The 25,173-nt window shown below is 58.9% G+C and carries 25 protein-coding genes and 3 tRNA genes; 5 read left to right on the forward strand and 23 right to left on the reverse strand.

The annotated features are described in order from the left end of the window. Positions 1-38: 38 nt before the first annotated feature. The gene (gene scpA / locus B30_RS14300; protein ID WP_009572824.1) at positions 39-2,168 is read right to left on the reverse strand and encodes a methylmalonyl-CoA mutase; all 2,130 of its coding nucleotides are present in this window, start codon (positions 2,166-2,168) and stop codon (positions 39-41) included. A gap of 103 nt (positions 2,169-2,271) precedes the next feature. On the opposite strand from scpA, the gene B30_RS14305 reads away from it, so the two are divergent. Then, positions 2,272-2,715: a DUF4174 domain-containing protein gene (locus tag B30_RS14305; protein ID WP_009572825.1), complete on the forward strand. Its 444-nt coding sequence runs from the start codon at positions 2,272-2,274 to the stop codon at positions 2,713-2,715. 190 nt (positions 2,716-2,905) lie between these two features. Here B30_RS14305 and B30_RS14310 read toward each other — a convergent pair whose 3' ends face one another. The 8 genes from B30_RS14310 to B30_RS14345 all read right to left on the reverse strand — a co-directional run bounded on the left by B30_RS14310 (position 2,906) and on the right by B30_RS14345 (position 9,283). Then, on the reverse strand, positions 2,906-3,313 hold the full coding sequence (locus B30_RS14310) for a hypothetical protein (RefSeq protein WP_009572826.1): 408 nt from the start codon (positions 3,311-3,313) through the stop codon (positions 2,906-2,908). Positions 3,314-3,317: 4 nt separating this feature from the next. Then, positions 3,318-5,315: an acetyl-CoA carboxylase biotin carboxylase subunit gene (locus tag B30_RS14315; RefSeq protein ID WP_009572827.1), complete on the reverse strand. Its 1,998-nt coding sequence runs from the start codon at positions 5,313-5,315 to the stop codon at positions 3,318-3,320. 194 nt (positions 5,316-5,509) lie between these two features. Then, a complete protein-coding gene (locus tag B30_RS14320; protein WP_009572828.1) occupies positions 5,510-5,710 on the reverse strand; it encodes a glycine zipper 2TM domain-containing protein in 201 nt (66 codons plus the stop codon). Positions 5,711-6,068: 358 nt separating this feature from the next. After that, on the reverse strand, positions 6,069-6,491 hold the full coding sequence (locus tag B30_RS14325) for a hypothetical protein (RefSeq protein WP_009572829.1): 423 nt from the start codon (positions 6,489-6,491) through the stop codon (positions 6,069-6,071). After that, a complete protein-coding gene (locus B30_RS14330) occupies positions 6,491-6,898 on the reverse strand; it encodes a RidA family protein (protein WP_009572830.1) in 408 nt (135 codons plus the stop codon). Before B30_RS14330 ends, B30_RS14325 begins: the two co-directional genes overlap by 1 nt. 1 nt (position 6,899) lies before the next feature. After that, a complete protein-coding gene (locus B30_RS14335) occupies positions 6,900-7,325 on the reverse strand; it encodes a DUF6497 family protein (RefSeq protein WP_009572831.1) in 426 nt (141 codons plus the stop codon). Beyond that, the gene (locus tag B30_RS14340) at positions 7,322-7,732 is read right to left on the reverse strand and encodes a hypothetical protein (RefSeq protein WP_009572832.1); all 411 of its coding nucleotides are present in this window, start codon (positions 7,730-7,732) and stop codon (positions 7,322-7,324) included. The genes B30_RS14335 and B30_RS14340 overlap by 4 nt, the downstream gene beginning before the upstream one ends. 18 nt (positions 7,733-7,750) lie before the next feature. Then, the gene (locus tag B30_RS14345; RefSeq protein WP_009572833.1) at positions 7,751-9,283 is read right to left on the reverse strand and encodes an acyl-CoA carboxylase subunit beta; all 1,533 of its coding nucleotides are present in this window, start codon (positions 9,281-9,283) and stop codon (positions 7,751-7,753) included. Positions 9,284-9,530: 247 nt separating this feature from the next. Here B30_RS14345 and B30_RS14350 point away from each other — a divergent pair, with 247 nt between their 5' ends. The 3 genes from B30_RS14350 to B30_RS14360 all read left to right on the forward strand — a co-directional run bounded on the left by B30_RS14350 (position 9,531) and on the right by B30_RS14360 (position 13,291). Further along, on the forward strand, positions 9,531-10,481 hold the full coding sequence (locus tag B30_RS14350; RefSeq protein ID WP_198430620.1) for an META domain-containing protein: 951 nt from the start codon (positions 9,531-9,533) through the stop codon (positions 10,479-10,481). A 65-nt stretch (positions 10,482-10,546) separates the two neighbouring features. Then, positions 10,547-11,803: a multidrug effflux MFS transporter gene (locus B30_RS14355; protein WP_009572835.1), complete on the forward strand. Its 1,257-nt coding sequence runs from the start codon at positions 10,547-10,549 to the stop codon at positions 11,801-11,803. 90 nt (positions 11,804-11,893) lie between these two features. After that, the gene (locus B30_RS14360; RefSeq protein ID WP_009572836.1) at positions 11,894-13,291 is read left to right on the forward strand and encodes a helix-turn-helix domain-containing protein; all 1,398 of its coding nucleotides are present in this window, start codon (positions 11,894-11,896) and stop codon (positions 13,289-13,291) included. Positions 13,292-13,295: 4 nt separating this feature from the next. On the opposite strand, the gene B30_RS14365 is transcribed toward B30_RS14360, so the two are convergent. The 8 genes from B30_RS14365 to B30_RS14400 form a co-directional block, all read right to left on the reverse strand. Next, entirely contained in the window at positions 13,296-14,147 is an 852-nt protein-coding gene (locus B30_RS14365; RefSeq protein ID WP_009572841.1) for a DMT family transporter, read from the reverse strand. Positions 14,148-14,263: 116 nt separating this feature from the next. Further along, positions 14,264-14,340, reverse strand: a tRNA-Asp gene (locus tag B30_RS14370). A 70-nt stretch (positions 14,341-14,410) separates the two neighbouring features. Continuing rightward, positions 14,411-14,487, reverse strand: a tRNA-Asp gene (locus B30_RS14375). Between the two features lie 255 nt (positions 14,488-14,742). After that, positions 14,743-14,818 (reverse strand) — tRNA-Val (locus tag B30_RS14380). Between the two features lie 73 nt (positions 14,819-14,891). Then, positions 14,892-15,617, reverse strand: coding sequence for a thermonuclease family protein (locus tag B30_RS14385; protein ID WP_009572843.1), 726 nt, complete (start codon positions 15,615-15,617; stop codon positions 14,892-14,894). Positions 15,618-15,818: 201 nt separating this feature from the next. Then, positions 15,819-16,061 carry a YdcH family protein gene (locus tag B30_RS14390; RefSeq protein ID WP_009572845.1) on the reverse strand — a complete coding sequence of 81 codons (243 nt, stop codon included), beginning with the start codon at positions 16,059-16,061 and terminating at the stop codon, positions 15,819-15,821. An 84-nt stretch (positions 16,062-16,145) separates the two neighbouring features. After that, positions 16,146-17,042 carry a DMT family transporter gene (locus B30_RS14395; RefSeq protein ID WP_009572846.1) on the reverse strand — a complete coding sequence of 299 codons (897 nt, stop codon included), beginning with the start codon at positions 17,040-17,042 and terminating at the stop codon, positions 16,146-16,148. Between the two features lie 36 nt (positions 17,043-17,078). Further along, complete coding sequence (locus B30_RS14400) at positions 17,079-17,684, reverse strand: LysE/ArgO family amino acid transporter (RefSeq protein WP_009572847.1); 606 nt, start codon at positions 17,682-17,684, stop codon at positions 17,079-17,081. Positions 17,685-17,766: 82 nt separating this feature from the next. Between B30_RS14400 and B30_RS14405 the strand changes: the two genes are divergently transcribed. Next, on the forward strand, positions 17,767-18,681 hold the full coding sequence (locus B30_RS14405) for a LysR family transcriptional regulator ArgP (RefSeq protein ID WP_009572848.1): 915 nt from the start codon (positions 17,767-17,769) through the stop codon (positions 18,679-18,681). Between the two features lie 31 nt (positions 18,682-18,712). Here the strand turns inward: B30_RS14405 and B30_RS14410 are convergent, their stop codons facing one another. The 6 genes from B30_RS14410 to mgtE form a co-directional block, all read right to left on the reverse strand. Beyond that, complete coding sequence (locus B30_RS14410; RefSeq protein ID WP_009572849.1) at positions 18,713-19,453, reverse strand: YebC/PmpR family DNA-binding transcriptional regulator; 741 nt, start codon at positions 19,451-19,453, stop codon at positions 18,713-18,715. 124 nt (positions 19,454-19,577) lie between these two features. Next, entirely contained in the window at positions 19,578-21,359 is a 1,782-nt protein-coding gene (locus tag B30_RS14415; RefSeq protein WP_009572850.1) for an SLC13 family permease, read from the reverse strand. 127 nt (positions 21,360-21,486) lie between these two features. Next, positions 21,487-22,299, reverse strand: coding sequence for a TIGR00282 family metallophosphoesterase (locus tag B30_RS14420; RefSeq protein WP_009572851.1), 813 nt, complete (start codon positions 22,297-22,299; stop codon positions 21,487-21,489). Between the two features lie 91 nt (positions 22,300-22,390). Then, positions 22,391-23,161, reverse strand: a complete 771-nt coding sequence (locus tag B30_RS14425; protein WP_009572852.1) for an HpcH/HpaI aldolase family protein — start codon at positions 23,159-23,161, stop codon at positions 22,391-22,393. Between the two features lie 23 nt (positions 23,162-23,184). Beyond that, entirely contained in the window at positions 23,185-23,751 is a 567-nt protein-coding gene (locus B30_RS14430; RefSeq protein WP_040402582.1) for a 5-formyltetrahydrofolate cyclo-ligase, read from the reverse strand. Beyond that, a complete protein-coding gene (gene mgtE / locus B30_RS14435; RefSeq protein ID WP_009572854.1) occupies positions 23,748-25,148 on the reverse strand; it encodes a magnesium transporter in 1,401 nt (466 codons plus the stop codon). The genes B30_RS14430 and mgtE overlap by 4 nt, the downstream gene beginning before the upstream one ends. Positions 25,149-25,173: the final 25 nt, after the last annotated feature.

Here is a 25,173-nt window from a genome sequence, read left to right on the forward strand (position 1 = left end):
ATATGTCCCGGCCCTTTTACATGCATCTGAACCGTGGGTCAGTCCTGACCCGCGCTCAGAATATCCAAAATCTCACGCGCAGCCGCCGGGATATTGGTGCCCGGGCCAAAGATCGCTTTCACCCCGGCTTTGTAGAGATACTCATAATCCTGCTGCGGGATCACGCCGCCACAGATCACGATGATCTCTTCGGCGCCTTGTTCTTTCAGCGCTTCGATCAGCTTCGGCGCGAGGGTCTTGTGACCCGCCGCTTGCGAGGAAATGCCGATGATATGCACATCGTTGTCGATGGCGTCTTGGGCGGCCTCTTCCGGGGTTTGGAACAGCGGACCAACGTCGACGTCAAAGCCGATGTCGGCAAAGGCCGTGGCGATGACTTTTGCGCCGCGATCATGGCCGTCCTGGCCCATTTTCACCACCAACATGCGCGGGCGGCGTCCCTCTTTCTCGGCAAAGGTTTCCACATCTTTTTGGATTTGGGCAAAGCCTTCATCGCCCTCATAGGCCGCGCCATAGACGCCCGCCAAGGTTTTCACTTCGGCGCGGTGGCGGCCGAACACTTTTTCCATAGCCATCGAGATTTCTCCCACGGTTGCACGGGCGCGGGCGGCATCCACCGCCAACGCAAGCAGGTTGCCCTTGCCAGATTTTGCCGCTTCTTCCAGTGCGGCCAATGTCGCCTCGACTGCCGCCCCGTCACGGCTGGCGCGGATGCTCTCCAACCGTTTGACCTGGCTGACGCGCACGGCAACGTTGTCGACGTCCAAGATGTCGATCGGGTCTTCTTTGTCCTTGCGGTATTTGTTGACGCCGACGATCACCTCGGTCCCCCGGTCGATCTGGGCCTGACGCCGGGCTGCGGTTTCCTCAATCCGCAATTTTGGCATGCCGGAATTGACCGCCTTGGTCATGCCGCCCATCTCTTCGATCTCTTCCATCAAAGCCCAGGCTTTGTCGGCCAGTTCCTTGGTCAGACTTTCAACATAGTAAGACCCCGCCAGCGGATCGACGACATGGGTGATGCCGGTTTCTTCTTGCAGGATCAACTGGGTGTTGCGGGCGATGCGGGCGGAAAATTCGGTCGGCAAAGCGATGGCTTCGTCGAGCGCATTGGTGTGCAGCGACTGCGTGCCGCCCAAGGCCGCCGACATCGCCTCATAGGCGGTGCGGATGACGTTGTTATAGGGGTCTTGTTCTTGCAGCGAGACGCCAGAGGTCTGGCAGTGCGTCCGCAACATTTTGGATTTGTCGGACTTCGGATCGAACTCTTCCATCACGCGGGTCCAAAGGTAGCGCGCGGCGCGCAGCTTGGCGGCTTCCATGAAGAAATTCATACCAATCGCAAAGAAGAACGAAAGGCGCGGCGCGAACCGGTCCACATCCATCCCGGCCTTGATCGCCGTGCGCACATATTCGCGGCCATCGGCCAGCGTAAACGCCAACTCCTGCACCAGGTTCGCGCCCGCTTCCTGCATGTGGTAGCCGGAAATCGAGATCGAGTTGAATTTCGGCATTTCATTGGCGGTGTATTCAATAATATCCGCGATGATTTTCATCGAAGGTTCGGGCGGATAAATATAGGTGTTGCGCACCATGAACTCTTTGAGAATGTCGTTTTGGATGGTCCCGGCCAGAAGCGCCTTGTCATGGCCCTGCTCTTCGCCGGTGACAATGAAAGACGCCAAAATCGGAATAACCGCGCCGTTCATCGTCATCGAGACGGAGACTTTATCAAGCGGAATGCCATCAAACAGTATTTTCATATCCTCGACAGAATCAATCGCCACGCCCGCTTTGCCGACATCGCCCACAACACGCGGGTGATCGGAATCATAACCGCGGTGGGTGGCCAGATCGAAGGCGACAGAGACGCCCTGTTGGCCCGCGTCCAAGGCTTTGCGGTAAAACGCGTTTGATTCTTCAGCGGTGGAGAAGCCCGCATATTGGCGGATCGTCCAGGGCCGCCCGGCGTACATCGTCGCCTTCACGCCACGGGTGAACGGTGCCTGCCCCGGCGTATTGCCAAGGTGTTCCATGCCGACCAAATCGTCCTCGGCGTAGAGCGGCTTGACCTTGATGCCCTCGAGCGTCTCCCAGTCAAGCGTCTCAAGCGGCTTGCCCCGCAATTCTTTCTCGGCAAGCGCTTCCCACTTTTTCCTGTCCGTCATTTCAGGCTCCTCTCCGTTTTCTGTCACCGCATCCCATATGGGGGGCGCTTAAGCTTGGTTTGGGCCTCTGGGCACCCTATATAGAGGGTATCCGGGAGGTCCGATGAAACATATCTATGCCGCAGTACTGACTGCCGTTTTTCTCATGTCATCCCCCGCGCTCCAGGCGCAGGAGGTGGAATTTGTCATCCAAGACGCCGGCGAGGTCGCGCTCTCCGAGTTCAAATGGACCCACAGGGTCTTGGTGGTTTTCGCCGACAGCCCGCTGGACCCGAGTTTTCGCGAACAACTGGACCTTTTGGCCACGCGCCCGGAGGCGCTTTTGGAGCGCGATGTGGTGGTGATCACCGACACCGACCCGGCGGCCAGAAGCATGGTGCGCACAGAACTGCGCCCGCGTGGATTTGGTCTTGTGATCGTCGACAAAGACGGGCGCGTGATGCTGCGCAAACCCGATCCGTGGGATGTGCGCGAAATCACCCGCGCGATTGACAAAACGCCACTGCGGCAACAGGAAATCCAAAACGCGCTGCACGGTGGCGGCTGAGGCACTTGCGCCGCAACTGCGCGCACATCCGACACGGGGCCAGCCGCAACATCGGGGCCAACAGTGTCAGACCCAAAGACATCCTCGGGTGAACTTAAAAGGGGTGATGTGCCCAGACTGGAACACAAAGGGAGCTCTCGTACAGGCTCTCCGTCCCTCAAACCAGTATGAAGCGCGCGAAGAAGCCAGCTCATTCTGCCGCCTCTCTGCGCATCATTTTCGCGCCAAATATTGCAGCGCTCACAAACATTGCAACCACGAAAGCGGTCAAACTCTCGGTGTTGGCCAACCAACCCAGTCGAATGGGAAACAGACACGCCGCCACGATCGTCGCACCGATAATGGCCGCGCGCTGCACGTCACCCATGTTTCGAATCTCTTTTGTCAAAACAGTGTAGAGCAACCAAAAGGCCGCAAAACCGAGGCCAAAAGCAACAGCACTCAAGATCAGCAGCCAAACGTCGAGCACGAAAGCACTATGTGCCAGCATCAGTTTGCGTAAAGGCGTACCCAGATGGTGTTGAGAGACCATAAAAACCCAAAGGCCTGCGCTGGCTGAGCACAGAAAAGACACAAAATGGATCAGCCAGCGCAGCATCGCTTTATTCGAACTCCATGATCACTTCGTCGACGGCCAAGCTGTCGCCCGGCGCTGCGTTGATTTTGGACACGATGCCTTTGCGTTCAGCACGCAGGATGTTTTCCATCTTCATCGCTTCAACGGTACACAGCGCTTGGCCTTCCTGGACCTCATCGCCCTCTTCGACATTCACTTTGACGATCAGACCCGGCATCGGGCAGAGCAACAATTTGGACGTGTCCGGCGGCAATTTTTCGATCATGAATTTGGACAGTTCGGCGGCACGTGGCGAGCGGACATAGACCTTCATATCGGCATCCCGGTTGCGGATGCGGAACCCCCCCGGCGTTTTGCCCACTTTCAGCGTCAAACGGTCATCACCCATGTCGATCACGGCCAGGCTTTGACCCGGAACCCATGTGCTTTCACACCGCAATGTCTTGTCGTTGATCAACACGGTCGAGCCAGTTTTATCCGCCTCAATCGTCAGCGGGAAATCGAGATCGCCGATTTGAACGACCCACTCGTTGGGCACCACACGTTCGTGGTTGTCCATCCGCCCCGACACGCGGGTGCGGCGAATTTCGGCGACCCGGTACATCGACGCCGTGGCCGCAGCGATCCGTTCCAGATCGGCGTATGGCAGATTAACCCCTTCAAATCCTTCGGGATATTCCTCTTCGATAAAGGCCGTGGTCATTTCGCCCGCGATGAATTTCGGGTGGTCGTAGACGGCGGAGAGAAACGGCAGGTTGTGACCGATGCCTTCGACTTCAAACCCGTCGAGCGCATTGCGCATGTTCTCAATCGCGGTTGCGCGATCCGGGCCCCAAGTGCAAAGTTTCGCAATCATCGGGTCGTAATACATGGAAATTTCGCCACCCTCATAAACGCCCGTGTCGTTGCGCACGACATTGGTGTCGGTGACAATTTCCGCCGGTGGGCGGTATGTCGACAGGCGCCCGATGGACGGCAAAAAGCCGCGATAGGGGTCTTCGGCGTAAAGACGGCTTTCCATCGCCCAGCCGTTGATTTTCACGTCGTCTTGGGTGATCGAAAGCGGCTCGCCATTGGCAACCCGGATCATCTGTTCGACCAGGTCGATGCCGGTGATCAGCTCGGTCACGGGGTGTTCCACCTGAAGCCGGGTGTTCATTTCCAAAAAGTAGAAATTGCGGTCGCCATCGACGATGAATTCCACAGTGCCCGCGGAGGCATAATCCACCGCTTTCGCGAGTGCGACGGCCTGTTCGCCCATGGCTTTGCGGGTCTCGGGATCAAGGAAAGGCGACGGGGCTTCTTCGATGACCTTTTGGTTGCGGCGTTGGATCGAACATTCGCGCTCGTTCAGATAAATCCCATTGCCATGGGCATCGCAAAGCACCTGAATTTCGATATGGCGCGGTTGGGTGACGAATTTCTCGATGAAAATCCGGTCATCGCCAAAGGAGCTTGCGGCTTCGTTTTTGGAGGATTGAAAGCCTTCGCGGGCCTCTTCGTCCGTCCATGCGATGCGCATGCCCTTACCGCCACCACCGGCGGAGGCTTTGATCATCACCGGATAGCCGATCTGGTTGGAGATTTTCACCGCCTCATCCGCATCCGAGATCAGGCCCATATAGCCCGGAACGGTCGAAACACCGGCCTCCTGCGCCAGTTTTTTCGAGGTGATTTTGTCGCCCATGGCCTCAATCGCACCAACCGGGGGACCCACAAAGGCCACGCCTTCGGCCGCCAGAGCCTCGGCGAATTTCGAGTTCTCGGAGAGGAACCCATAGCCCGGATGCACCGCCTGCGCACCGGTCTGGCGGATCGCATCCATCACCTTGTCGATGACGATATAGGATTGGTTTGCGGGCGGCGGGCCGATGTGAACCGCCTCATCCGCCATCGCCACATGCAGGGCGTTTTTATCCGCATCGGAATAGATGGCGACCGTTTTGATCCCCATTTTCTTCGCGGTTTTCATCACACGGCAAGCAATTTCGCCGCGGTTCGCAATCAGGATCTTGTCAAACATCCACAGTCCCTCTCCCTTTTCTCAAATCTCAGCAGAGCACGCGCGCGGTTGCACGGGTGGTCTTTGAACTTTCTGTCATGATGGTCGGTATGGTTTTGGCCACAAAAAAGCTTCCCCGGCGGACCCCGCCCGGGAAGCTGTATTGTGATCGGTCAAACGGGCGCGCGGAGTGCGGGCCGGTCAGACGAATAAAGTTAGTTACAAACGCCCGCGTTGTCGCAATAGGTGCCCGCAAGCGCGCCCAAAGCGGCCCCGGTGAGCACATTGTTGTCAGTCGCGTCTGCGACGACAGCGCCCGCTGCGGCACCTGCAAGTGCGCGCTCCCCGTCGGTCTGCAAACAACCGGCAAGGGCTGTAACGGAGATGAGGCCAAGAACAAGAATGGATTTGCGCATGTTTTTTCTGCTTCTGATGATGTTACGACTGGAGTGATTCTATCCCAGCCCGCAGCCCACGCAAAGCGACAAATGCGGCTCACCGTGAAATCGGCAAAACCAAGCCCATGTGCGCAAAAATCCGCGCGAGAAAAACCCACGCACAAAGAAGAGCGGCGAGATCCATATGGGGGACATACAGACCTCGCCAAAGGGGAAGGGTAACGGTTTTCAGAACAGGGCGAGGTGTTGCTGGTCACCTGCGTCCTGTGACTAAGATGGGGTGCATCGCCTTCGCTCGCAAGAGCATAGCCAAACCGCCCGCCAAAACTGGCAGCAGTTCGCGCAAATGCCGATGTGCCAAGCGAAAACCCGCGCATCAGTCCTCTTGCTCCCCGTTCCACATCTCGTCCCAATCCGGGGCTTCTTCATCCTCTTCCGAGGCGAAAATTTCGGGATAGGAGGCCATAGCGCGGCCCATATCGACCTTCAGAAGCGCCTCATAAGAGGCCGGATCGAAATCCTCGGGATCGGCGGGCACAACTTCGCGGCCAAAGAGCCAGGACAAACGACCCGCGTCCAAATTGCCGCGCTCAAACGGCTCCTCGCCAAACTGTTCGACCAGCGCCATCAAAAACGCCGCATCGACCCGTTTGTCGAGCGCCTTGCGGTCTTTGTAACGTTCCAGCGCCTTGAGCGGCGTCACCCCTTTGGGGTTCGCGCGGCGAATGGTGAATTGGAAATCGGTTCCCGGAAACCGGCCCGGAAATCCTTTGTGTTTGGTCATATAGTCGCGTGCCATCAGCTGTCTCCCTGATCTGGTCGGCGCGCAATGAGGTCGATCTCAACCAACGCGCCAACGGCCAACGCGGTCACGCCCACCGTGGTACGTGCCGGAAGCCTCTCAGGCGGGAAGTAGCTTTTGTAGGTGTCATTGAACAGGGCGTAATCGCGCTCGAATTCGGTCAGGAAACACCGACATTGCATAATATGCGCCGCGCCAAGGCCCAATTCGGCCAGGATCAACAACAGATTGTCCATCACCCGGCGGGTCTGCGCCTCGATCCCCTCGGGCAGCGGTGCGTCAGGCGCGGCCGGGTCGGTCGGCATTTGCCCGGTCAGGATCACCCAACCGTCATCTTCGACCGCATGGGAAAACGGCGCGACCGGGCGCGGGCCGTTGGAGAACATATGAAATTTCGGGGCCATGTTAAAACGCCTCCCATGCGCAAACTTCGCCTGCGGGCGTGACCATCGGGCGGTAGGCCTCGAACACTTGCGGGATGTCTTCCGAGGGGGCGCCGAATTCGGTCGCCTGTTCGGACAAAGAGATCACAACCATCACAGGTTTCGGCTGAGACAGGCGCGGTAAGGCGTAGCTTTGGCAAAGATACGAAAGATCGGCCTCAAGCTCCTCATAGGACATCTGGCTCAACCGGGCCCGTAATTCAGGCGCAACAAAGCGAAATCGCGCTGTCAGGCCCATCGCCGGGCGATCCATCAGGTTCTCATAAAATTCAACCGGCTGGCCTGAGGGCACGGAAAGATCTTCGCTCTCGACCGGCATCAAATCGGCGGCGGCCGCAAAAGCCACGCAAGACGCCCCAAGGCAGAGGGTCATAAGACGGGTGATCATGTGGTCCTCTCCTTGTTTGAGCCATCATCTGTGTTTGAGCCATCATCTGTGGTGGCCGTGTGGGTCTTGGCATATCTGGCCCAACGGGCGCGCAGATTTGGGTTTTCCAGAACCTCGCTCAACCGCGCCTCTGTGGCCGCCTTCGGGAACCGTCCGGCGACCGTGCCGCCAGCGGTGATTTCAAGATCGGAACCAATCGCCACGACGCGCACCACCGGGCTGAACCCGCGCAGATTTTGCAGTGCCCGCCACATGTCTTGGCGCAATTGATGAGCGATGCGCACTTTGCGCAGCCCCGCACCGCCTGAGATCACGGTTTGCACCGCAACATCAAACTGTGCGGGCAGACGGCGCGACAAGGTCACCGCGCCATCCGCCTCAGAGATATGCCACTGACTGCGGGTCATCTGTCCTCACGACCCCGCTTAGAGCGGGATATTGTCGTGTTTTTTCCACGGGTTCTCGAGCTTTTTATTGCGCAGAGAGGCGAAGGCCCGCGTGATGCGTTTGCGGGTCGAGCGCGGTTGGATCACCTCGTCGATGAAGCCCCGTTCGGCGGCCACGAAAGGATTGGCAAAACGGCTCTCATAATTGGCCGTGTGATTGGCGATCTTTTCCGCATCCTTCAGATCGGCACGATGGATGATTTCGGTGGCACCTTTGGCCCCCATCACCGCGATTTCTGCGGTCGGCCAGGCGTAGTTGAAATCCCCGCGCAGATGCTTGGATGCCATCACGTCATAGGCACCGCCATAGGCTTTGCGGGTGATCACGGTCACTTTCGGCACGGTCGCTTCGCCATAGGCAAACAACAGTTTCGCCCCATGCTTGATCACGCCGCCATATTCCTGAGAGGTGCCCGGCAAAAAGCCCGGAACATCGACGAGGGTCAAAACAGGGATTTCGAACGCATCGCAAAAGCGCACAAACCGCGCGGCTTTTTTCGAACTGTCGATGTCGAGGCACCCGGCCAAGACCATCGGCTGGTTCGCCACCACGCCGACCGTCTGGCCTTCGAGGCGGATGAACCCGGTGATGATGTTTTTGGCGTGGTTTTCCTGAATCTCGTAAAAATCACCCTCATCCGCGATCTTGTAGATCACTTCTTTCATGTCATAGGGGGTGTTGGCATTGTCCGGGATGATCGTGTCGAGCGAGGCATCAATCCGATCCGGCGCATCAAAGAACGGGCGCACCGGGGCTTTCTCACGGTTGTTGAGCGGCAGGAAATCGACAAGGCGGCGCACTTCGGTCAGCGCTTCGATGTCGTTTTCAAAGGCACCATCGGCGACCGAGGATTTTTTGGTGTGGGTCGAGGCGCCCCCCAGTTCCTCGGCGGTCACCACTTCGTTGGTCACGGTTTTCACCACGTCAGGGCCGGTGACGAACATATAGGACGTGTCTTTGACCATGAAGATAAAGTCGGTCATCGCAGGCGAATAGACCGCGCCCCCCGCGCATGGCCCCATGATCACGGAGATCTGCGGCACGACGCCGGAGGCCATGATATTGCGCTGGAACACTTCGGCATAGCCCGCAAGGGACGCCACGCCTTCCTGAATGCGCGCCCCACCCGAGTCGTTCAGCCCGATCACAGGCGCGCCGTTTTGCACCGCCATATCCATGATCTTGACGATCTTTTCCGCGTGGGTTTCCGACAGAGACCCGCCGAACACGGTGAAATCCTGGCTGAACACATAGACCATGCGGCCATTGATCGTGCCCCAGCCGGTGATCACGCCATCGCCGTAGGGTTTGCTCTCCTCCATGCCAAAATCGGTGCAGCGATGGGTTTTGAACATGTCAAACTCTTCAAAGCTGTCCTCATCCAGCAAAAGCTCAACCCGCTCGCGTGCGGTGAGTTTGCCTTTGGCATGTTGGCTGTCGATGCGTCGCTGTCCGCCTCCCAGACGGGCCTCATTGCGGCGATCGTGAAGTTCTTGGATGATGTCTTTCACGGGTGGGCCTCCTCGTCATTTCAGGGCGCACCTTACGCGGGCAAAGCTCCGCATCAAAGCAGAGTCTGGCAGATTTGCAAACTATGCAAAATAATTTTTTTGCTAATCGCAAATTCGCAAATATTCGGCCCTGAAAATTGGAGTGGCAGATTTGTGCCGACCGCAAAATCTACCCCCTTGGGTCTCCCCTCTCACGACTGATACCCTCACAGCAATGATCAAGACGATCTCTTTGTATGAGGCATATATGTATAGAGTCCCCTATTCCCCGTCCATCGCGCTGACCTTTGCCCTGATGGCCCTCGCCTGCCCCGGCTTCGCAGGCGACACCGCCCCAGGCGGCAGCACCGAAACGATGTCCTACCGGATGGTCTGTGCCTCTGAGGCCTTCGATATCACCTTCGCGGGTGAGGCCCTTGTGATCGCGACAGACAATGACACCTTCACCTTGCCGCAAGTGCCGTCCGCAGACGGGGCGAAATTTGCAACAGCCGACGAAAGCACGCTTGTCTGGATCAAGGGCCGCGCAGCGACGGTCACGCTCAACGGCACGCCCCTGATCGATTGCCGCCTTGAGCCCCTCACCGCCCCCTGGAGGGCGCAGGGCAATGAACCCGGTTGGCGGGTTCAACTCACGGGAGAGCGGATTCTCTTTGATCTCAATTATGGCGAAGACCGTCTTGACCTGCGCCAGCCTGACCCCGTTCAGGACGGGGTGCGCACGATCTACGCCATCCCGGCCTTTGGCCTCACTCTCACCCGGCAGGATAAGATGTGCTACGATGACATGAGCGGACGGCCTTACCCACAGACCGTCACCCTCGCCACCGCGACGGCTGAGTTTCGCGGCTGTGGCGGCGACACGATGGCGCTTTTGCAAGGGGACTGGCAGGTGAAAGACCATGCTGGCCACCCCCCGCTTGCGGCGCACCCTATCACCCTTGCCGTCACAGGCTCCGGTCAGCTTTCGGGTTCGACAGGCTGTAACCGCTTTACAGGGCAGATGTCGATCACCGGCGAGGGCCAGGTGATCATTGGACCACTGGCCACAACGCGCATGGCCTGCGCCATGGATGCGATGCAACAGGAACATGATTTTTTGGCCACATTGGCCACCATCGACCGCTTTGAAATCAACGAGAGCGGGGATTTGGTCCTGCTGCATGGCAATGAGGTCGCCATACTCGCAGGGCGGTGAGAGTCTCTATCCGCAGAGAATGCCCTGTGCAAAAACATGTATGGGTTTGCCATAGACAGCCGAGCATGGCCGCCTATTGTTGCGCCATGACACAAAAGCCCAACATCTCGTCAAAGCCCGTTGTCCGCTTTCTCGACCGGACAACGCCGCCACACATCGTCACCTTGGTGCTCATGGCCGGATTGTCCGCCATGACCATCAACGTGTTTTTGCCCGCCTTGCCCGAAATGACCGCCTATTTCGGCACTGAATATCGGGTGATGCAGCTGTCCGTGGCGATTTTCCTTGGCGTCAATGCGGTGCTGCAACTTGTCGTCGGCCCCCTGTCTGATCGCTATGGTCGCCGTCCGGTGTTGATCGGCGGTATCTTGATTTTTCTCCTTGCGACGCTTGGCGCCATTTTTGCCCCCACTGCTGGCGTGTTCTTGGTTTTGCGCGCCACACAGGCCGGGATCGTCACCGCCATGGTGCTGTCACGCGCCATCGTGCGCGACATGGTGCCGGGCGAAGAGGCGGCGCAGATGATCGCCTATGTCACCATGGGCATGTCGCTTGTGCCCATGGTTGCGCCCTCCGTGGGCGGTATTTTGACCTCACATTATGGCTGGCAGAGCAGCTTTTGGTTGCTGTTCGGCGTTGGTCTGTTGCTGTTGGCCATGGTGTTTTTCGATGCTGGCGAAACCGCGCCAAAGCGCACAGGGTCCATGATGGACACGCTGCGCGGCTTTCCGGAACTGCTTAAATCCCAGCGCTTTCTGGGCTATGCCCTTTCGGCGGCCACCGCATCAGGGGCCTATTTCGCCTTTCTCGGCGGCGCGCCGTTTGTCGGCTCGACGTTGTTTGGCCTTTCAGAAGATCGGCTTGGCCTCTACATGGCCGCGCCCGCCGTTGGCTATTTCTTTGGCAATTTTCTGGCCGGTAAATTTTCCACACGCCTCGGCATGAACACGATGATCATGATCGGCGCGAGCGTCAGCACGTTGGGCATCCTCGGCTCGCTCGTTTTGTTCCTCTTGGACCATGCCACGCCCGAAAGCTTTTTCTTTTTCATCACCTTTGTTGGCCTTGGCAATGGCATGCAATTGCCCAATTCCATCGCCGGATCGCTCTCCGTGCGCCCACATCTTGCGGGTACGGCAGCGGGACTGGGCGGTTCGATGTATATCGGCGGCGGGGCAATTTTGGCGGCCTTTGCAGGCTCGGTTCTGACCGTCGAAGGTGGCGCGCTGCCCCTTTTGTATATCATGGCCGCTGCCTCCGGCGCGTCGATCCTGGCCGCGATTTGGGTGGTGCGGCGTGAACGGGTGATTGCCGCAAGCTGAGCCACCACCCCCGCTCTGAACCCTCTTGCCAAGGCGGGTTTGCACTGGCAAACCTTACTTTGCAAATAACTCAGAGACACGAGGGCAGCCATGGCTCAGCAAAAACTCTACGCCGGTGCGAAACTGCGCGAGACCCGGACACGGCTGGGCCTGACCCAACGTGCCTTTGCCGAAAAACTCGGCGTGTCCCTGCCCTATCTCAACCAGATGGAAAACAACAACCGCCCGGTTTCGACCGGCGTGGTCCTGGCGTTGGCGCAGGAGTTTGGCTTTGACGTGACCGAGCTTTCCTCGGGCGACGCCGAACGCATGGTCACCGATATGCGCGAGGCTTTGGTCGATCCGGTCTTTGCCGACGGCGCGCCGCCCTTGGCCGATCTGCGCCTCGCCGCTTCAAACGCGCCCGCACTCGCACGGGCGTTCTTGGAACTGCACCGCGCCTATCGTCAGACCACCGAACGGTTGGCCTCGATGGACGAGGCACTGGATCGCGAAAACAATCCCGCCCGACCCAGCGCCTGGGAAGAGGTGCGCGATTTCTTTCATTATTGCGACAATTACATCGATCCGGTGGACCGCGCGGCGGAAAATTTTGCCCGCCCGCATGGCGAGAGCCGCGATGTGGTCAAGGCCGCAATTGACACATTGGAGCGCAGCGGCATCACCCTGCGCGCCTCCGGCGATAGCCTGCGCCGGTTTGACCCGGACAGCGGCACGTTGACCATTTCGGCCCGTGCCTCAGGCGCCACACGCAGCTTTCAAATCCTGCACCAACTCGCCCTTGTGACCCAAGGCAAATTGTTGGACGCCACGCTGGATCTGGCGCGGTTTCAATCCGAACAAGCCCGACAAATCGCCCGCATTGGCTTGGCCAATTATTTCGCAGGTGCCGCACTTTTGCCCTACACCGAATTTCTGGCGGCGGCCCAAGAGGTGCGTCATGATCTTGAACTTTTGTCGGATCGCTTTGGCGCGTCCATCGAACAGGTTGCGCATCGGCTTTCGACGCTTCAGCGTCCGGGGTCCAAGGGCATTCCGTTCTATTTTGTCCGTGTCGATCAGGCCGGAACCATCACCAAACGCCACTCTGCCACACGGTTGCAATTTGCCCGCTATGGCGGCGCGTGCCCGCTTTGGAATGTCCACCAAGCCTTTGAGCGGCCCGGACATTTCCTGCGGCAATTGGCGGAAACGCCGGATGGGGTGCGCTACCTGTCGATCGCGCGGGATGTGTCCAAACCCGGTGGCGCCTTTCATGCGCCTGTGCGGCGCTATGCAATTGGACTGGGCTGCGAGGTTACCCACGCCTCAGAGATGGTGTATGCCGATGACTTGGATGTGACCAAACCGGCGGCGTTTGAACCGATTGGGATTTCCTGCCGGATTTGCGAGCGGCGCGATTGCCACCAACGCTCGATCCCGCCGCTGGAACGGCGTCTGACAATTGATCCGAACAACCGTGGCACCCTGCCCTACCGGATCGACTGACCCATCAGCCGCGCGCGCTGAGCCAAACCCCACCAAGGATCAATCCAGAGGCCATCACCACGCGCAGCCCCATCGGCTCGGCCAACAAAAGTGCTCCCGTACAGGCCGTGATGACGGGCACTGAGAGCTGCGCACTTGCGGCCAAGGACGGCGGCAGGCGCGGCAGCACGGCATACCATAGCGCATAGCCCAAGGCCGAGGTCACAGCGCCGGAGGTGAGGGCCATGAGCCAGCCGAAACCGGTGAGCGCCGTGGCCATTGGGCTGAGGAAAAATGCGATCAGCGCCAAGGGCACCGTGCCGACGAAATTGCGCGCCGTGCGCGCCAAAGGTGCCGAGGCCCCGCGCCCAAGCAGACTATAAACGCCCCAAGCGCCCCCCGCGAGCGCCATCAAAAGAGCCGCGCCCAAAGGCGGAGCCGTCAAGCCGGGGAACAGCAGCCATGCAAGGCCAGACAAGGCGATGACAACGCCCAAAATCGCCCGCCCACCGATCCTGTGGCCCCGCAGATAGCCCAGCACCAACATGGTGACCTGAACCATCGCGAACAGGATCAAAGCCCCACTGGCCGCCGACATCGAGACATAGGCGAGCGAGAAGGCGGCGGCATAGGTGAACAGGGCCAAAATGGTCGGCAAATCGGAACGGCTAGGGCGCAGGGGCTGATGCCGCCACGTTGCCAAACCGGCCAAAACCACCGCCCCAGACATCAACCGCACGGCCGCAAATGCCATGGCGCTGCCACCTGTGGCATGCGCCGGGTCCGACAGCGCGGCGCGGGTCAAAAGCGAATTACCCGCAAAAGCGAGGAGCGTCAGCAGCAAGAGGCCGAAGGTTTTGATGTCGATACGGCCCATGAATGCCCCCTAGCGCGCGGTGTGCGAGAGGCCATGCTGAGGGGGCCGGCGCAAAAGCGCAAGAGGGTCAAAGGTAACAGGTATGAGAGAACATCATGGATCTCAGAGTGAGAAAGTGGCGCGGTTGACGGGGCTCGAACCCGCGACCCCCGGCGTGACAGGCCGGTACTCTAACCAACTGAGCTACAACCGCGCATTGCCAAAAGAGGCAAGGTCTTTCCTATGCGCCCTTTCAGACGCGTGCCGTTTCCGGTGTGGTAGCATGGCGCGGTTGACGGGGCTCGAACCCGCGACCCCCGGCGTGACAGGCCGGTACTCTAACCAACTGAGCTACAACCGCCCGCTACCCGACCGGGGCCGAGCCCCGAACGTGAGGGGCGTTCTATGGCCGGTACGCGCCCCCGTCAAGCGGGGAATCGAGGAAAAGCGTCTAAGGGGTGAAAAAAGTTCATGGCACAGGCACGAGCGGTTTGAGAGGACGAAAGGACAGGTGCGAAAGACAAGGATGCTTTGGACTCTTCGGTCGTAAAACCGGGATCAGAATTGCCAATACACGCCAGATCAAAGACTGCGTTTTGCCAAGAGTAGAGGGGGATGGTGGGTCGTGAGAGGCTCGAACTCCCGACATCTTCGGTGTAAACGAAGCGCTCTACCAACTGAGCTAACGACCCGGTGCAGAGGCGTTTAGGCGAAAAATTCGGGGCATGCAAGGGGGGAAACGGCTTTGTCGCACTTTGACGAGGATCAGCCCTGTGCGCGACGCCATCCGGCGGCCAGTGCGTCGCCTTCCGAACAAAACCAACGCTCGCCTGAGGCGGGAGAAATCCGTGTACCCTCGTACCAGCGCCCGCCGGGTAAATGGTAAAGCTTGCCGGATTTCGAGATATTGCCTTTGATCGCGCATCCCTCTGGAGGGGTTTGAACTGGCATTGATGCGAGCTGTGTGGCGCGTTTGTCGGCGCGAAATTGGGCTGGCGGGGTCACCGCCGCACGCCACAATCCGATGCCATCGGCGCGCGCGTCTTGTTCGGTTTCGACGTAATCTTTGGCGTATTTGACATAGGCATAGGCTGCGCCGGCCGCGACCATTGCGGCATTCACATCCATGCCCTTTGGATCATAACACACTGCCACCGTGCGCCCGTATCGGTCGATGTCTTTCGGCGCGCAGGACAGGCCGGGTTGTGCCAACCGTTCCAACACCGCTTTCGACCATGCACCACAGCCCCAAAACGCGCCTTGCATGTCGCCACAGGTCTGTGACAGCTCAGGCGCATCAATGCCAAACAGGCGGATGCGCACCTCTCCCAAGACCAATGTGTCGCCATCGACGACGCGGAGTTTTTTGCCGTAAATTGATCCGGGCTGGCTGGATTTCTGCGCGGCTTTGGGCGGGGTATTTGAGGCGAATTGTCGGGCTTTGGCGGCCTGCCCGCCCGCTTGAACCTCAATAGCCGTCCTCTCCCCCACGGCCTGCGCTGTCCTCGGGGGAATCAGGGCGAATCCAAGCCCCAATGCGGCCCAAAGAACCGCAATATATGGTATTTTACCCAACCTCACACACTAATTGTGTATGATTTGTTCTCACAACACAAGAGGACGCGTTACCTTTCGGTTAACGCGCCCCTTCTCTGTTTGTGCTGGATTTCATCGCCTCAAAAGAGGTAGATTTCACGCCGACGCGGTCAAAATCCCGTACAACTCATCCTTCAGAGCCATTCGTCTTTTACGCAATTCGGTCAAAGCCAGATCTTCCATCGGATTGATATTGCTTTCGGCCAAATGCACCTGATCGTTCAACTCGTTATAGTCGTCCATCAGGCGTGAAAAATGTGTATCCTCCAGTTTCAGTGCGGAAATCTTATCCGCAAGATCTGGGAAATCTGTGATCAGTTGGTGTGGCGTATTGGACATGCGCTTCTCCTTATGTCTGCGTCCTGAATTGATGTCAGTGTGACCGGATCACACGCCCGCGACCTTGACCAAGATCAACATAAATTACGGTTTCTCAACGACAGCCGCAGCCCGCGCAGAGCGTTTCGCCCGCGCTTCGCGCCATGTGATAAAGGACACCGCGCTGATGATCATCACTCCGCCCAACAGCACAAATGGATCAAACGCCTCGCCAAACAACAGCATCCCAAGGCTCACCGACCAGATCAGTTGGATGAACACCACCGGCTGTACCACCGATTGCGGCGCACAGGCAAAGGCGCGGGTCATGGAATAATGGCCAAAGGTGGCGAAAGCGGCGGTGAAGAACAACAGGATCAGCTCATGCAGCGTTGGCGTCTCCCACTGCAAGAGCGCGAAAGGCGCGATTACCAACGGCACGGTCACCGACATCAAAAACACCACGACAGAGGCCGGCAATTCACGCGTCAATTGGCTTGCGATCAGATAGGAGCCGGCAAAGGCGATGGCGGAGACGATCATCGCCACATGGCCGGGGTCGATTTCGCGAAAGCCCGGCCTGAGGATCACCAACCCACCCAAGAACGCCACGACCAGTGCCAAAATACGCGGCAAAGCGATGCGTTCGCCAAACAACACCACGGCCCCGATCGAGACATAGATCGGGTTCATAAAATTCATCGCCGTGACTTCGCCCATCGGAATTTTTGTCATGGCAAAAAACCAACAGGTCATGGCAAGGGCGTGACACATCGCGCGGCCAAAGGTGAGTTTCCACAGCCGTGGGGTGAACTGGACCTTGGCCACCGATTTCAGCGCCGGGATCAGGAACACCAGCCCCAATAGGAACCGCAAGAACGCCGATTCCAGGACCGGCAGGCCGCTGCCGACATATTTGACCAGGACGTTGACCATCACGAAGTTCAACGTGGTCACGAGCATCCATAAAATGCCCTGAACGGGTTTGCTGATCTGTACCATGGCGCGACACTCGCGGGATTTTCCGCGAATGGCAATTCAGCCGCCGCGCACAAGACTGATGGCAATTGTCCACATGACACCGGCGATCAACGCGTCCAGCACCCGCCATGCTGTGGCACGGGCAAAGAGTGGTGCCAAGAACCGCGCGCCAAAGCCCAAGCTGAAAAAGAAGGCAAAAGACGCGGTGATCGCGCCGATGGCAAAGGCCTCTTGCGCGCTCGCAAATCGCGCCGACACCGCCCCCAAAAGCACCACCGTATCGAGATAGACATGCGGGTTGAGCCATGTCAGCGCCAGCGCCGTGCTCACAGCCGCAACCAAAGACCCTGCCCCGCCTGCTGCGGCCTCAAGATGGCCACCGCCCTTGATCGCAGCCCTTGCGGCTTTCGCGCCATAAAAGGCCAGAAACGCCGCCCCGCCCCAACGCATCAGCGGCAGAACGTGCGGAAAGGCCTCGGAGACCTGCGCCGAGGCAAACACCCCGACCGAAATCAAGACCGCATCCGAGAGCGCGCAGACCAAAACGATGGGCACCACATGCGCCCGCCGGATGCCTTGACGCAGCACAAAGGCGTTTTGCGCCCCAATGGCGACGATCAGGCTGAGCCCGGTGAGAAAGCCGGTGAGAAAGATCGACATCATGGACACTCCAAAAGATTTGCCCGCTCGAGATAGGGGCAAAATTTAAGTTAGACAAATTAAAGATACTACCTAAAGATTAGACATGCTTACTTCCGCCGATTACCCCGCCCTCACCGCCCTCACCCATGTTCTGCGCAGTGGCAGCTTTGAGGCAGCCGCCCATGCGCTGCACGTCACCCCCTCGGCGATTTCCCAAAGGATCAAGGCGCTTGAAGACCGGATGGGCACGCCTTTGGTGCTGCGCGGATCGCCCTGTACCGGCACCGAAACGGGACGTCGCCTTGCCCGGCATATGGAGGATGTCGGCCTGTTAGAGGCGCAATTGAGCCGCGACCTTGGGCAGAACGCGCGCGTGACCCAGCGGCCCCTGCGCATTGCGGTCAATGCCGACAGTCTCGCCACATGGTTCTGCGCCGCGATGGCGCAAGCGCTTGCGGTACAGGACGGGCTGTTGTTCCAACTGGAGATCGACGATCAGGACCACTCCGCCGAGGCCCTCAAGCGCGGTGACGTCAGCGGGGCCGTGTCGGCGCGAGCCACAGCGGTCGCAGGCTGTGACATTCATCCGCTCGGCGCGCTGCGGTACGAGGCGGTAGCCTCTCCCGGCTTTGTCGCGCGTTATCTCCCGGATGGGATCACCGCCGCCGCCCTCTCCCATGCGCCCTCGTTGATCTATAATGAAAAGGATCGGCTTCAGGACATTTGGGCCACGCGGATGACTGGGCAACGCCTGTCTCTACCCGCGCACCGCATTCCGTCCACCCATGGCTTTGTCGATGCGGCACTGTTGGGGCTGGGCTGGGGCTTGAACCCCGTGGGACTTTTGGCACCGCATCTGGTCTCTGGCGCCTTGCTGCGCCTCTCGCCCGAGCCCGTCGATATTGCGTTGTTTTGGCATGTCTCGCGGTTGAATGCGCGTGTGCTTGCACCTGTGACACAGGCAATCGTTGGGACGGCCAAATCCCAGCTCGTCCAAACAAAAACCCCCGCCACTTAGCGGGGGCTTTCGAAATCTGTCGCCTCAGCGATTAAAGCTGTGCGGCCACATCGTCCGGCACGTCAAAGTTGGCCGTCACCGACTGCACATCATCATCGTCTTCGATGGTTTCAACCAAACGCATCAGCTTTTGCGCGGTCTCAAGATCGACCTCTGTGCGGTTTTGCGGTTTCCAGATCAGTTTGGCCTCTTTGGATTCGCCCAAAACAGCCTCCAAAGCATCCGAGACCGCCGACAGATCGCTGTCGGCCGTGTAGATCCAATGACCGTCTTCGTCCGATTCCACATCCTCAGCGCCCGCTTCAATCGCGGCCATCATCACCGTATCGGCATCGCCCGCAGAGGCGTCATAGGTGATCTCGCCCACGCGGTCGAACATGAAGGACACCGAACCAGAGGTGCCCAAATTGCCACCCGCTTTGGTGAAATAGGAACGCACGTTGGAGGCGGTGCGGTTGACGTTGTCGGTCATGGTTTCGACGATAAAGGCGATGCCCGAGGGGCCGTAGCCCTCATAGCGGATTTCGTCATAGTTTTCAGCGTCGCCGCCCATGGCCTTTTTGATCGCGCGATCAATCACGTCTTTCGGACAAGACGCCGTTTTCGCCGTCTTCACCGCCAGACGCAGACGCGGGTTTTTCTCCGGGTCAGGGTCGCCCATTTTCGCCGCCACGGTGATTTCCTTGGCGAGTTTGGAAAACAGTTTGGACCGCACCGCATCCTGGCGCCCTTTACGGTGCTGGATGTTTGCCCATTTAGAATGGCCTGCCATTGAGGCACCTCCGCAAATTCAATTAAGTCAGCATTCGCGCCTCTATAGGCGATCCGCCCCCCCGCCCGCAAGATCACGCGCGGGGGTCAATGGGGGAAAGCAGGCAAATTCAAAAGAATTCGCCCTACATCGGCCAAAGAAACGGGATCACCGCAGAGGCCAGAAGTCCGATCGAGATGTTCAACGGGATGCCAATTTTCATGTAATCGGTGAATTTATAGCCGCCCGGACCGTAAACCATGGTGTTGGTTTGATAGCCAATGGGCGTGGCGAAGGACGCAGACGCCGCCACCATCACCGCCACCACAAGCCCGCGCGGATCTATCCCCATCGAATGCCCCAACCCGATGGCAATCGGCGTGACCACCACGGCCACCGCATTGTTCGACACCAGTTCGGTCAAAAGCGAGGTCAAAAGATAAATCGACCAGACCACGAAAAACACCGGCAGGCCCTGCAGATGCGGCGTCAGTGCGGTGACGATCAATTGCACCGCCCCCGAAGTCTCCAAGGCCGCGCCAATGGCCAGCATCGAAAAGATCATCGCCAAAAGCCGGCCATCGACAAAGGAGAACGCTTCTTCGGCGTCAATGCAGCGCGTGACCAAAACGATGGCCACGGCCACCACCGAGAGCATCAGGATCGGTGCGACACCGAAAGCCGCGAGAAACACAATTGAGAACATCGCGATCAGCGCGATCGGCGCATGCGAACGGTGATAGGCGCGTTCGGTCGGAACCGAGACGTCGCCCATGTCCATATCGGAGGCCAACCGTTGAATATCGGCGGGCGCACCTTCGAGCAAAAGCGTATCCCCCACCCGCACTACGAGGTCCTGAATGTTTTGACCCAGGTTTTGGTTGCGACGATGTACCGCAAGCGCATAGACGCCATAGCGGCGACGTAGCCGCATGGAGGACAGCGAACGCCCAACCATTTTACACCCCGGCGTGATCAGCACTTCCATCGTGGTGGTTTCCACCGCCGAAACCTGATCCACACGTTTGAGCGATTTGTCGCGTTGAAGGCTGAGCAATTCGGTGATCTGCGAGCGCAGCACCACGCGGTCGCCCACCTGAAGCTGAAAGCCGTTCAATTCATGACGATAGGATTTGTCGCCGCGAATGACGTCGATCAACCGCACACCTTCGCGTTTGAACAGTTGCACCCCGGTGACTTCACGCCCGATCAGGTTGCTGTCGGGCGGCACCACGGCTTCGGTGAAAAATTTCATCTTGGAGCGGCCAGACGATAACATCGCCGCCAGACTGTCGCGATTTGGCAAAAGATGCCGCCCGATGACCAAAAGATAAAACAGCCCCCAAGCGGTGATGATCAGACCCAAAATCGAGACCTCGAAAATCGTGAACGGCTCCATGCCTTGAGTCCGCGCCACGCCATCGACCAAGAGGTTGGTCGAGGTGCCCAAAAGCGTGATTGTCCCACCCATAATGGCGCAATAGCTGAGTGGAATCAGCAACTTAGATGGCTGCACCCCGAGCTTGGCCGACAGTTGGATGAACACCGGGATCATCACCACAACCACTGGCGTGTTGGCGACAAAAGCCGACAGGATCACCACCACCAACAACAGCAAAGCGATGGCCACAGGCGGGTGGGTTTCGGCGTAGCGCCCCGCTTGGCGGGTGAACCATTCCAAGGCACCGGTGCGCACCATCGCCCCCATGACGATGAACATCGCCGCGATGGTCCAAGGGGCCGGGTTTGACAGGACCGCGAGGCCTTTATCATAGGGCAAAATGCCCAAAACGATCATGAGAGCGGCGCCCGTTATGGCAACCACTTCAGTTGGAAAAATCTCGCGCACAAACAGCACGAACATAGCGCCAACCACGACAAGTGCGATCACCGCCTCTGTCATAGGGCTGAATTGAAAAAGCTCCATGCATCCTCGCGCTGAGTGACTATCTCCCGCGCAATATGACCTGTAGCTCCCCCGGTTCACAAGCGCGAATAAAGGGCAGTTTCAAAACACTCTTGCGGCCAAGCCACCGAAATCAGAACATTTTCCCTTACGGGAGGCTTTGCTCCAACCGCCCGCCTTGGCGAATTTGGCGCACCCGTGTGGCCAGCCCGGTTTTGTCATCGGTCTCAACATAGACGCCCGACAAAGTCGCCTCGCCTTTGGCCGGTTCAAACCGACCTTTCGCCATGCCCGTCACAAACCGGCGCAGCGGCTCGGCCTTGTCCATGCCGATCACCGAATTGTAGTCGCCACACATGCCCGCATCGGTCAGATAGGCCGTACCGCCGGGCAAAATCTGTGCATCGCCGGTGCAGACATGGGTATGCGTGCCGACAACGACCGAGGCCTTGCCATCGCAAAAATGCCCCATCGCCATTTTCTCAGAGGTGGCTTCGCAATGGACATCAATCAAAGCGGCCTGAATAGACCCGCCCAGTTTATGGGTCATAAACACCTGATCCAACGCCGAAAACGGGTCGTCAAAGGCGCGTTTCATGAACACTTGCCCCAGCACTTGCGCGACCAAAATGCGCCGACCACGCCGATCTTCAAAGATCCGCATACCGCGTCCGGGGGCCGCCTTGGCGAAATTGATCGGCCGGATGATCCGCGTGTCACGTTCGCAATATTGCATCATGTCTTTCTGGTCAAAAGCATGATCGCCCAACGTCAAACAATCGACGCCCGCCTCCAACAACCCCTTGGCATGTTCACCCGAAAGCCCCATGCCATTGGTCGCGTTTTCGCCATTGACCACGATGAAATCGAGGCCCCAATCGACGCGCAGTTTCGCGATCCGCTCAAGAACAGCTTGGCGTCCGGCACTGCCGACGATGTCTCCGAGAAATAGAATTTTCATGGAAAAAAGGCTTAGGCCCCCGCGCGGCCGTTGGCAAGACATGTGGCAAGACATGCGCCTTTACCGTGAGCAAAATACTCACATTGCGCGCTCAAATGTCCTGAAACCGCGCCAAACTGGCCCGTGCCGCCGCCATCAACCAGGCCGCATCAATGCCAAGCGCGGTAAACCGCGAGCCCGCCGCGATATAGCGCCGCAACGCCGCCTCATCGAGGGTGATAATGCCTGAGGGCATATCGAGCGCCTTGAGCCGGGCAAACCCGTCCAAAACAGCCGCCTCGACCTCGGGTGCCGCCAAATTGCCGGGGTATCCCATGTCGGCGGCCAAATCGGCCGGGCCGATAAAGATCGCATCGACGCCGGAGACAGCCGCGATCTCTTCGAGCGCGTCCATCCCGGCGCGACTTTCGATTTGCACGATCAGACACAGCTCACTTGCCGCCTGAGCCACATAGTCAGAGACCGCGCCAAACCGGCTTGCCCGCGTGATGCTATTCATGCCGCGCGCACCTTCGGGGGCATAGCGCATCGCCGCCACAGCCGCGCGCGCCGCCTGTGCCGAATGCACCATTGGCACCATCAGCGTCTGCGCGCCTTGATCGAGGTGACGTTTGATCAGCGCCGTGTCATTCTCAGCGATCCGCACAACCGGCGCACAGCTCGCAAATCCAGACAGCGCCTGCAGTACCGCCAGCACATCCGTCACCTCCATCGCGCCATGTTCGCTGTCGATCAGCACCCAATCATAACCCGCAGCGGCCAAGAGTTCGGCCTGTTGCCCGCCGCCCATCGTGTGCCATGCCCCGAATTGTTGCACCCGCTCGTGCAAGCGGCGTTTGAACAGGTTGTGCGGAATGTGCATGAGGGAAGCCTCCAAAACAGGTCCTAAAAGGTCAAAACTTCGCGCTCGGTCACAATCGCATCCAGCGGCGCGTCGGTGCCTTCGACCGGAAGATCCGGCGCCTCTTGCGCGCCATACGCCAGACCGACGGCAAAGACCGGCCCCTGCGCGCGCAGTTGCGCCAAGGTCCGATCATAAAACCCACCGCCATAGCCCAACCGATGGCCATGACGGCTAAACGCCAGCATCGGCACGATCAAAACGGTCGGGGTCACGGGCATGGAGCGTTCCGGGGTCAGGGTCCCAAACGCGCCTTTGACCATCACCGTGTCGGGTGTCCATAGATCAAAGCGCAAAGGCTGGGCCTTGGCTTCGACCACGGGCACGGCAACCGGACCCGTTCGGGCCAGCGCGATCATCACCGCGCGCGGGTCGATCTCGGTGTCGATCGGCAGATAGCCCGCGATCACCTGGCCGCGAAACGGGGTCAAAAAACCCAAAAGCAATTGCGCCGCCTGACTGGCCGCAAGCCCGCCGGTCTTATGCGCCTTGGCGCGGGCCACCCGCGCCCGCGCGCGCAGTGCCGATTTCAAATCATCCGTTACAGTCACAGAAGAACCACACCCGCCAAACCTAAAAATGCAAAGAAGCCAACGACATCCGTCACGGTCGTTACAAAGGCCCCCGAGGCCAGCGCCGGGTCAACCCCGATGCGCTCCAATACAACAGGCACCCCGATCCCGGCCAGTCCCGCGATCACCAGATTGATCACCATCGCCGCACCTATGACGGCGCCCAGCGCGGGCGAGCCGAACCAAGCGATGCCAACAATCCCCATGATCACCGCGAAAACGATGCCATTGGTCAGCCCGACGAGCACCTCACGACGGATCACCCGCCAGACGTTCGCGCCGGTCAAATCGCGGGTGGCAATCGCACGCACGGCCACGGTCAGCGCCTGTGTGCCGGCATTGCCGCCCATTGAGGCCACGATGGGCATCAACACAGCAAGGGCCACAAATTGCGAGATCGTCGCTTCGAATTGCGCAATCACCAAAGAGGCCATGATCGCGGTCACAAGGTTGACCGCCAACCACGGCAGGCGTTGTTTCACCGTGTCAAACACCCGGTCGGCCAAAGAGCCTTCACCAACACCGGCGAGACGCATGATGTCTTCTTCGTGTTCTTCGTCCAACACGTTCATCGCGTCATCAATGGTGATCACGCCGACCACCCGGTCGTCCTCGTCCACCACGGGGGCGGCGATCATATGATACTGGTTGAACGCATAGGCCACATCGGTTTCGCTTTCATCGACGCGAAAGGTGCGAAATCCCGGCTCCAAAAGCTCGACCAAAGGTTGTTTGCGCGGTGCCCCAAGGATTTTGCCAAGGGTGACATGGCCCACGGGATGCAGCTTGGGATCAATCAGCACCATGTGGTAGAAATCTTCCGGCAGCCCCTCGGCCTCGCGCATGAAATCGATCGCCTCGCCCACGGTCCAATGCTCCGGGCCCATCACGACCTCGCGCTGCATCAAACGACCGGCGGAGAATTCCGGGTAGGACAGGGATTTTTCGACGGCAACCCGATCAGCATCCTCAAGAGAGGACAGAATCGCCTCTTGCGATTCCTCATCGAGGTCTTCGATCAGATCGACCACGTCATCGGATTCAAGTTCGCGGACGGCTTCGGCCAAAACTTCGGGCCGCAGGACGTGGATCACCTCGTCGCGGATGCCTTCGTCGAGTTCTGAGAGGATGTCACCGTCAAACTCAGCACCATAAAGCAGAATCAGCCGCCGCCGGTCAAAGGCGTTGACCTGTTCGAGCAAGTCGGCGATGTCGGCCGCGTGCAGCGGTTCCATCAGTTCAATCAGCTTGGTCCGATTGCCTGTATCGACGGCAAAGAGGATTGAACTGAGCACACGCGCACTCAGCGAATATACATCCTCTTCGGCCTCTTCGACCGCCGCCTCTTCGGTGATGTCCTGCTGATCTTCGCTCATATCGTGCCCGCTTGTTCGTCACCGG

It is taken from the genome of Celeribacter baekdonensis B30 (assembly GCF_000299875.1).
In the GTDB taxonomy this organism is placed as follows: domain Bacteria; phylum Pseudomonadota; class Alphaproteobacteria; order Rhodobacterales; family Rhodobacteraceae; genus Celeribacter; species Celeribacter baekdonensis_A.

What these genes read in the sequence shown, in the direction of transcription:
- B30_RS14415 (WP_009572850.1), bottom strand. Translation starts at nt 21,359, where the DNA reads ATGGAGCTTTTTCAATTCAGCCCTATGACAGAGGCGGTGATCGCACTT.
- mgtE (WP_009572854.1), bottom strand. Translation starts at nt 25,148, where the DNA reads ATGAGCGAAGATCAGCAGGACATCACCGAAGAGGCGGCGGTCGAAGAG.
- B30_RS14325 (WP_009572829.1), bottom strand. Translation starts at nt 6,491, where the DNA reads ATGGCACGCGACTATATGACCAAACACAAAGGATTTCCGGGCCGGTTT.
- B30_RS14410 (WP_009572849.1), bottom strand. Translation starts at nt 19,453, where the DNA reads ATGGCAGGCCATTCTAAATGGGCAAACATCCAGCACCGTAAAGGGCGC.
- B30_RS14420 (WP_009572851.1), bottom strand. Translation starts at nt 22,299, where the DNA reads ATGAAAATTCTATTTCTCGGAGACATCGTCGGCAGTGCCGGACGCCAA.
- B30_RS14390 (WP_009572845.1), bottom strand. Translation starts at nt 16,061, where the DNA reads ATGTCCAATACGCCACACCAACTGATCACAGATTTCCCAGATCTTGCG.
- B30_RS14330 (WP_009572830.1), bottom strand. Translation starts at nt 6,898, where the DNA reads ATGGCCCCGAAATTTCATATGTTCTCCAACGGCCCGCGCCCGGTCGCG.
- B30_RS14305 (WP_009572825.1), top strand. Translation starts at nt 2,272, where the DNA reads ATGAAACATATCTATGCCGCAGTACTGACTGCCGTTTTTCTCATGTCA.
- B30_RS14335 (WP_009572831.1), bottom strand. Translation starts at nt 7,325, where the DNA reads ATGATCACCCGTCTTATGACCCTCTGCCTTGGGGCGTCTTGCGTGGCT.
- B30_RS14350 (WP_198430620.1), top strand. Translation starts at nt 9,531, where the DNA reads ATGTATAGAGTCCCCTATTCCCCGTCCATCGCGCTGACCTTTGCCCTG.
- B30_RS14310 (WP_009572826.1), bottom strand. Translation starts at nt 3,313, where the DNA reads ATGCTGCGCTGGCTGATCCATTTTGTGTCTTTTCTGTGCTCAGCCAGC.
- B30_RS14425 (WP_009572852.1), bottom strand. Translation starts at nt 23,161, where the DNA reads ATGCACATTCCGCACAACCTGTTCAAACGCCGCTTGCACGAGCGGGTG.
- B30_RS14315 (WP_009572827.1), bottom strand. Translation starts at nt 5,315, where the DNA reads ATGTTTGACAAGATCCTGATTGCGAACCGCGGCGAAATTGCTTGCCGT.
- B30_RS14400 (WP_009572847.1), bottom strand. Translation starts at nt 17,684, where the DNA reads ATGATGTCGATCTTTCTCACCGGCTTTCTCACCGGGCTCAGCCTGATC.
- B30_RS14405 (WP_009572848.1), top strand. Translation starts at nt 17,767, where the DNA reads ATGCTTACTTCCGCCGATTACCCCGCCCTCACCGCCCTCACCCATGTT.
- scpA (WP_009572824.1), bottom strand. Translation starts at nt 2,168, where the DNA reads ATGACGGACAGGAAAAAGTGGGAAGCGCTTGCCGAGAAAGAATTGCGG.
- B30_RS14360 (WP_009572836.1), top strand. Translation starts at nt 11,894, where the DNA reads ATGGCTCAGCAAAAACTCTACGCCGGTGCGAAACTGCGCGAGACCCGG.
- B30_RS14365 (WP_009572841.1), bottom strand. Translation starts at nt 14,147, where the DNA reads ATGGGCCGTATCGACATCAAAACCTTCGGCCTCTTGCTGCTGACGCTC.
- B30_RS14340 (WP_009572832.1), bottom strand. Translation starts at nt 7,732, where the DNA reads ATGACCCGCAGTCAGTGGCATATCTCTGAGGCGGATGGCGCGGTGACC.
- B30_RS14395 (WP_009572846.1), bottom strand. Translation starts at nt 17,042, where the DNA reads ATGGTACAGATCAGCAAACCCGTTCAGGGCATTTTATGGATGCTCGTG.
- B30_RS14355 (WP_009572835.1), top strand. Translation starts at nt 10,547, where the DNA reads ATGGCCGCCTATTGTTGCGCCATGACACAAAAGCCCAACATCTCGTCA.
- B30_RS14320 (WP_009572828.1), bottom strand. Translation starts at nt 5,710, where the DNA reads ATGCGCAAATCCATTCTTGTTCTTGGCCTCATCTCCGTTACAGCCCTT.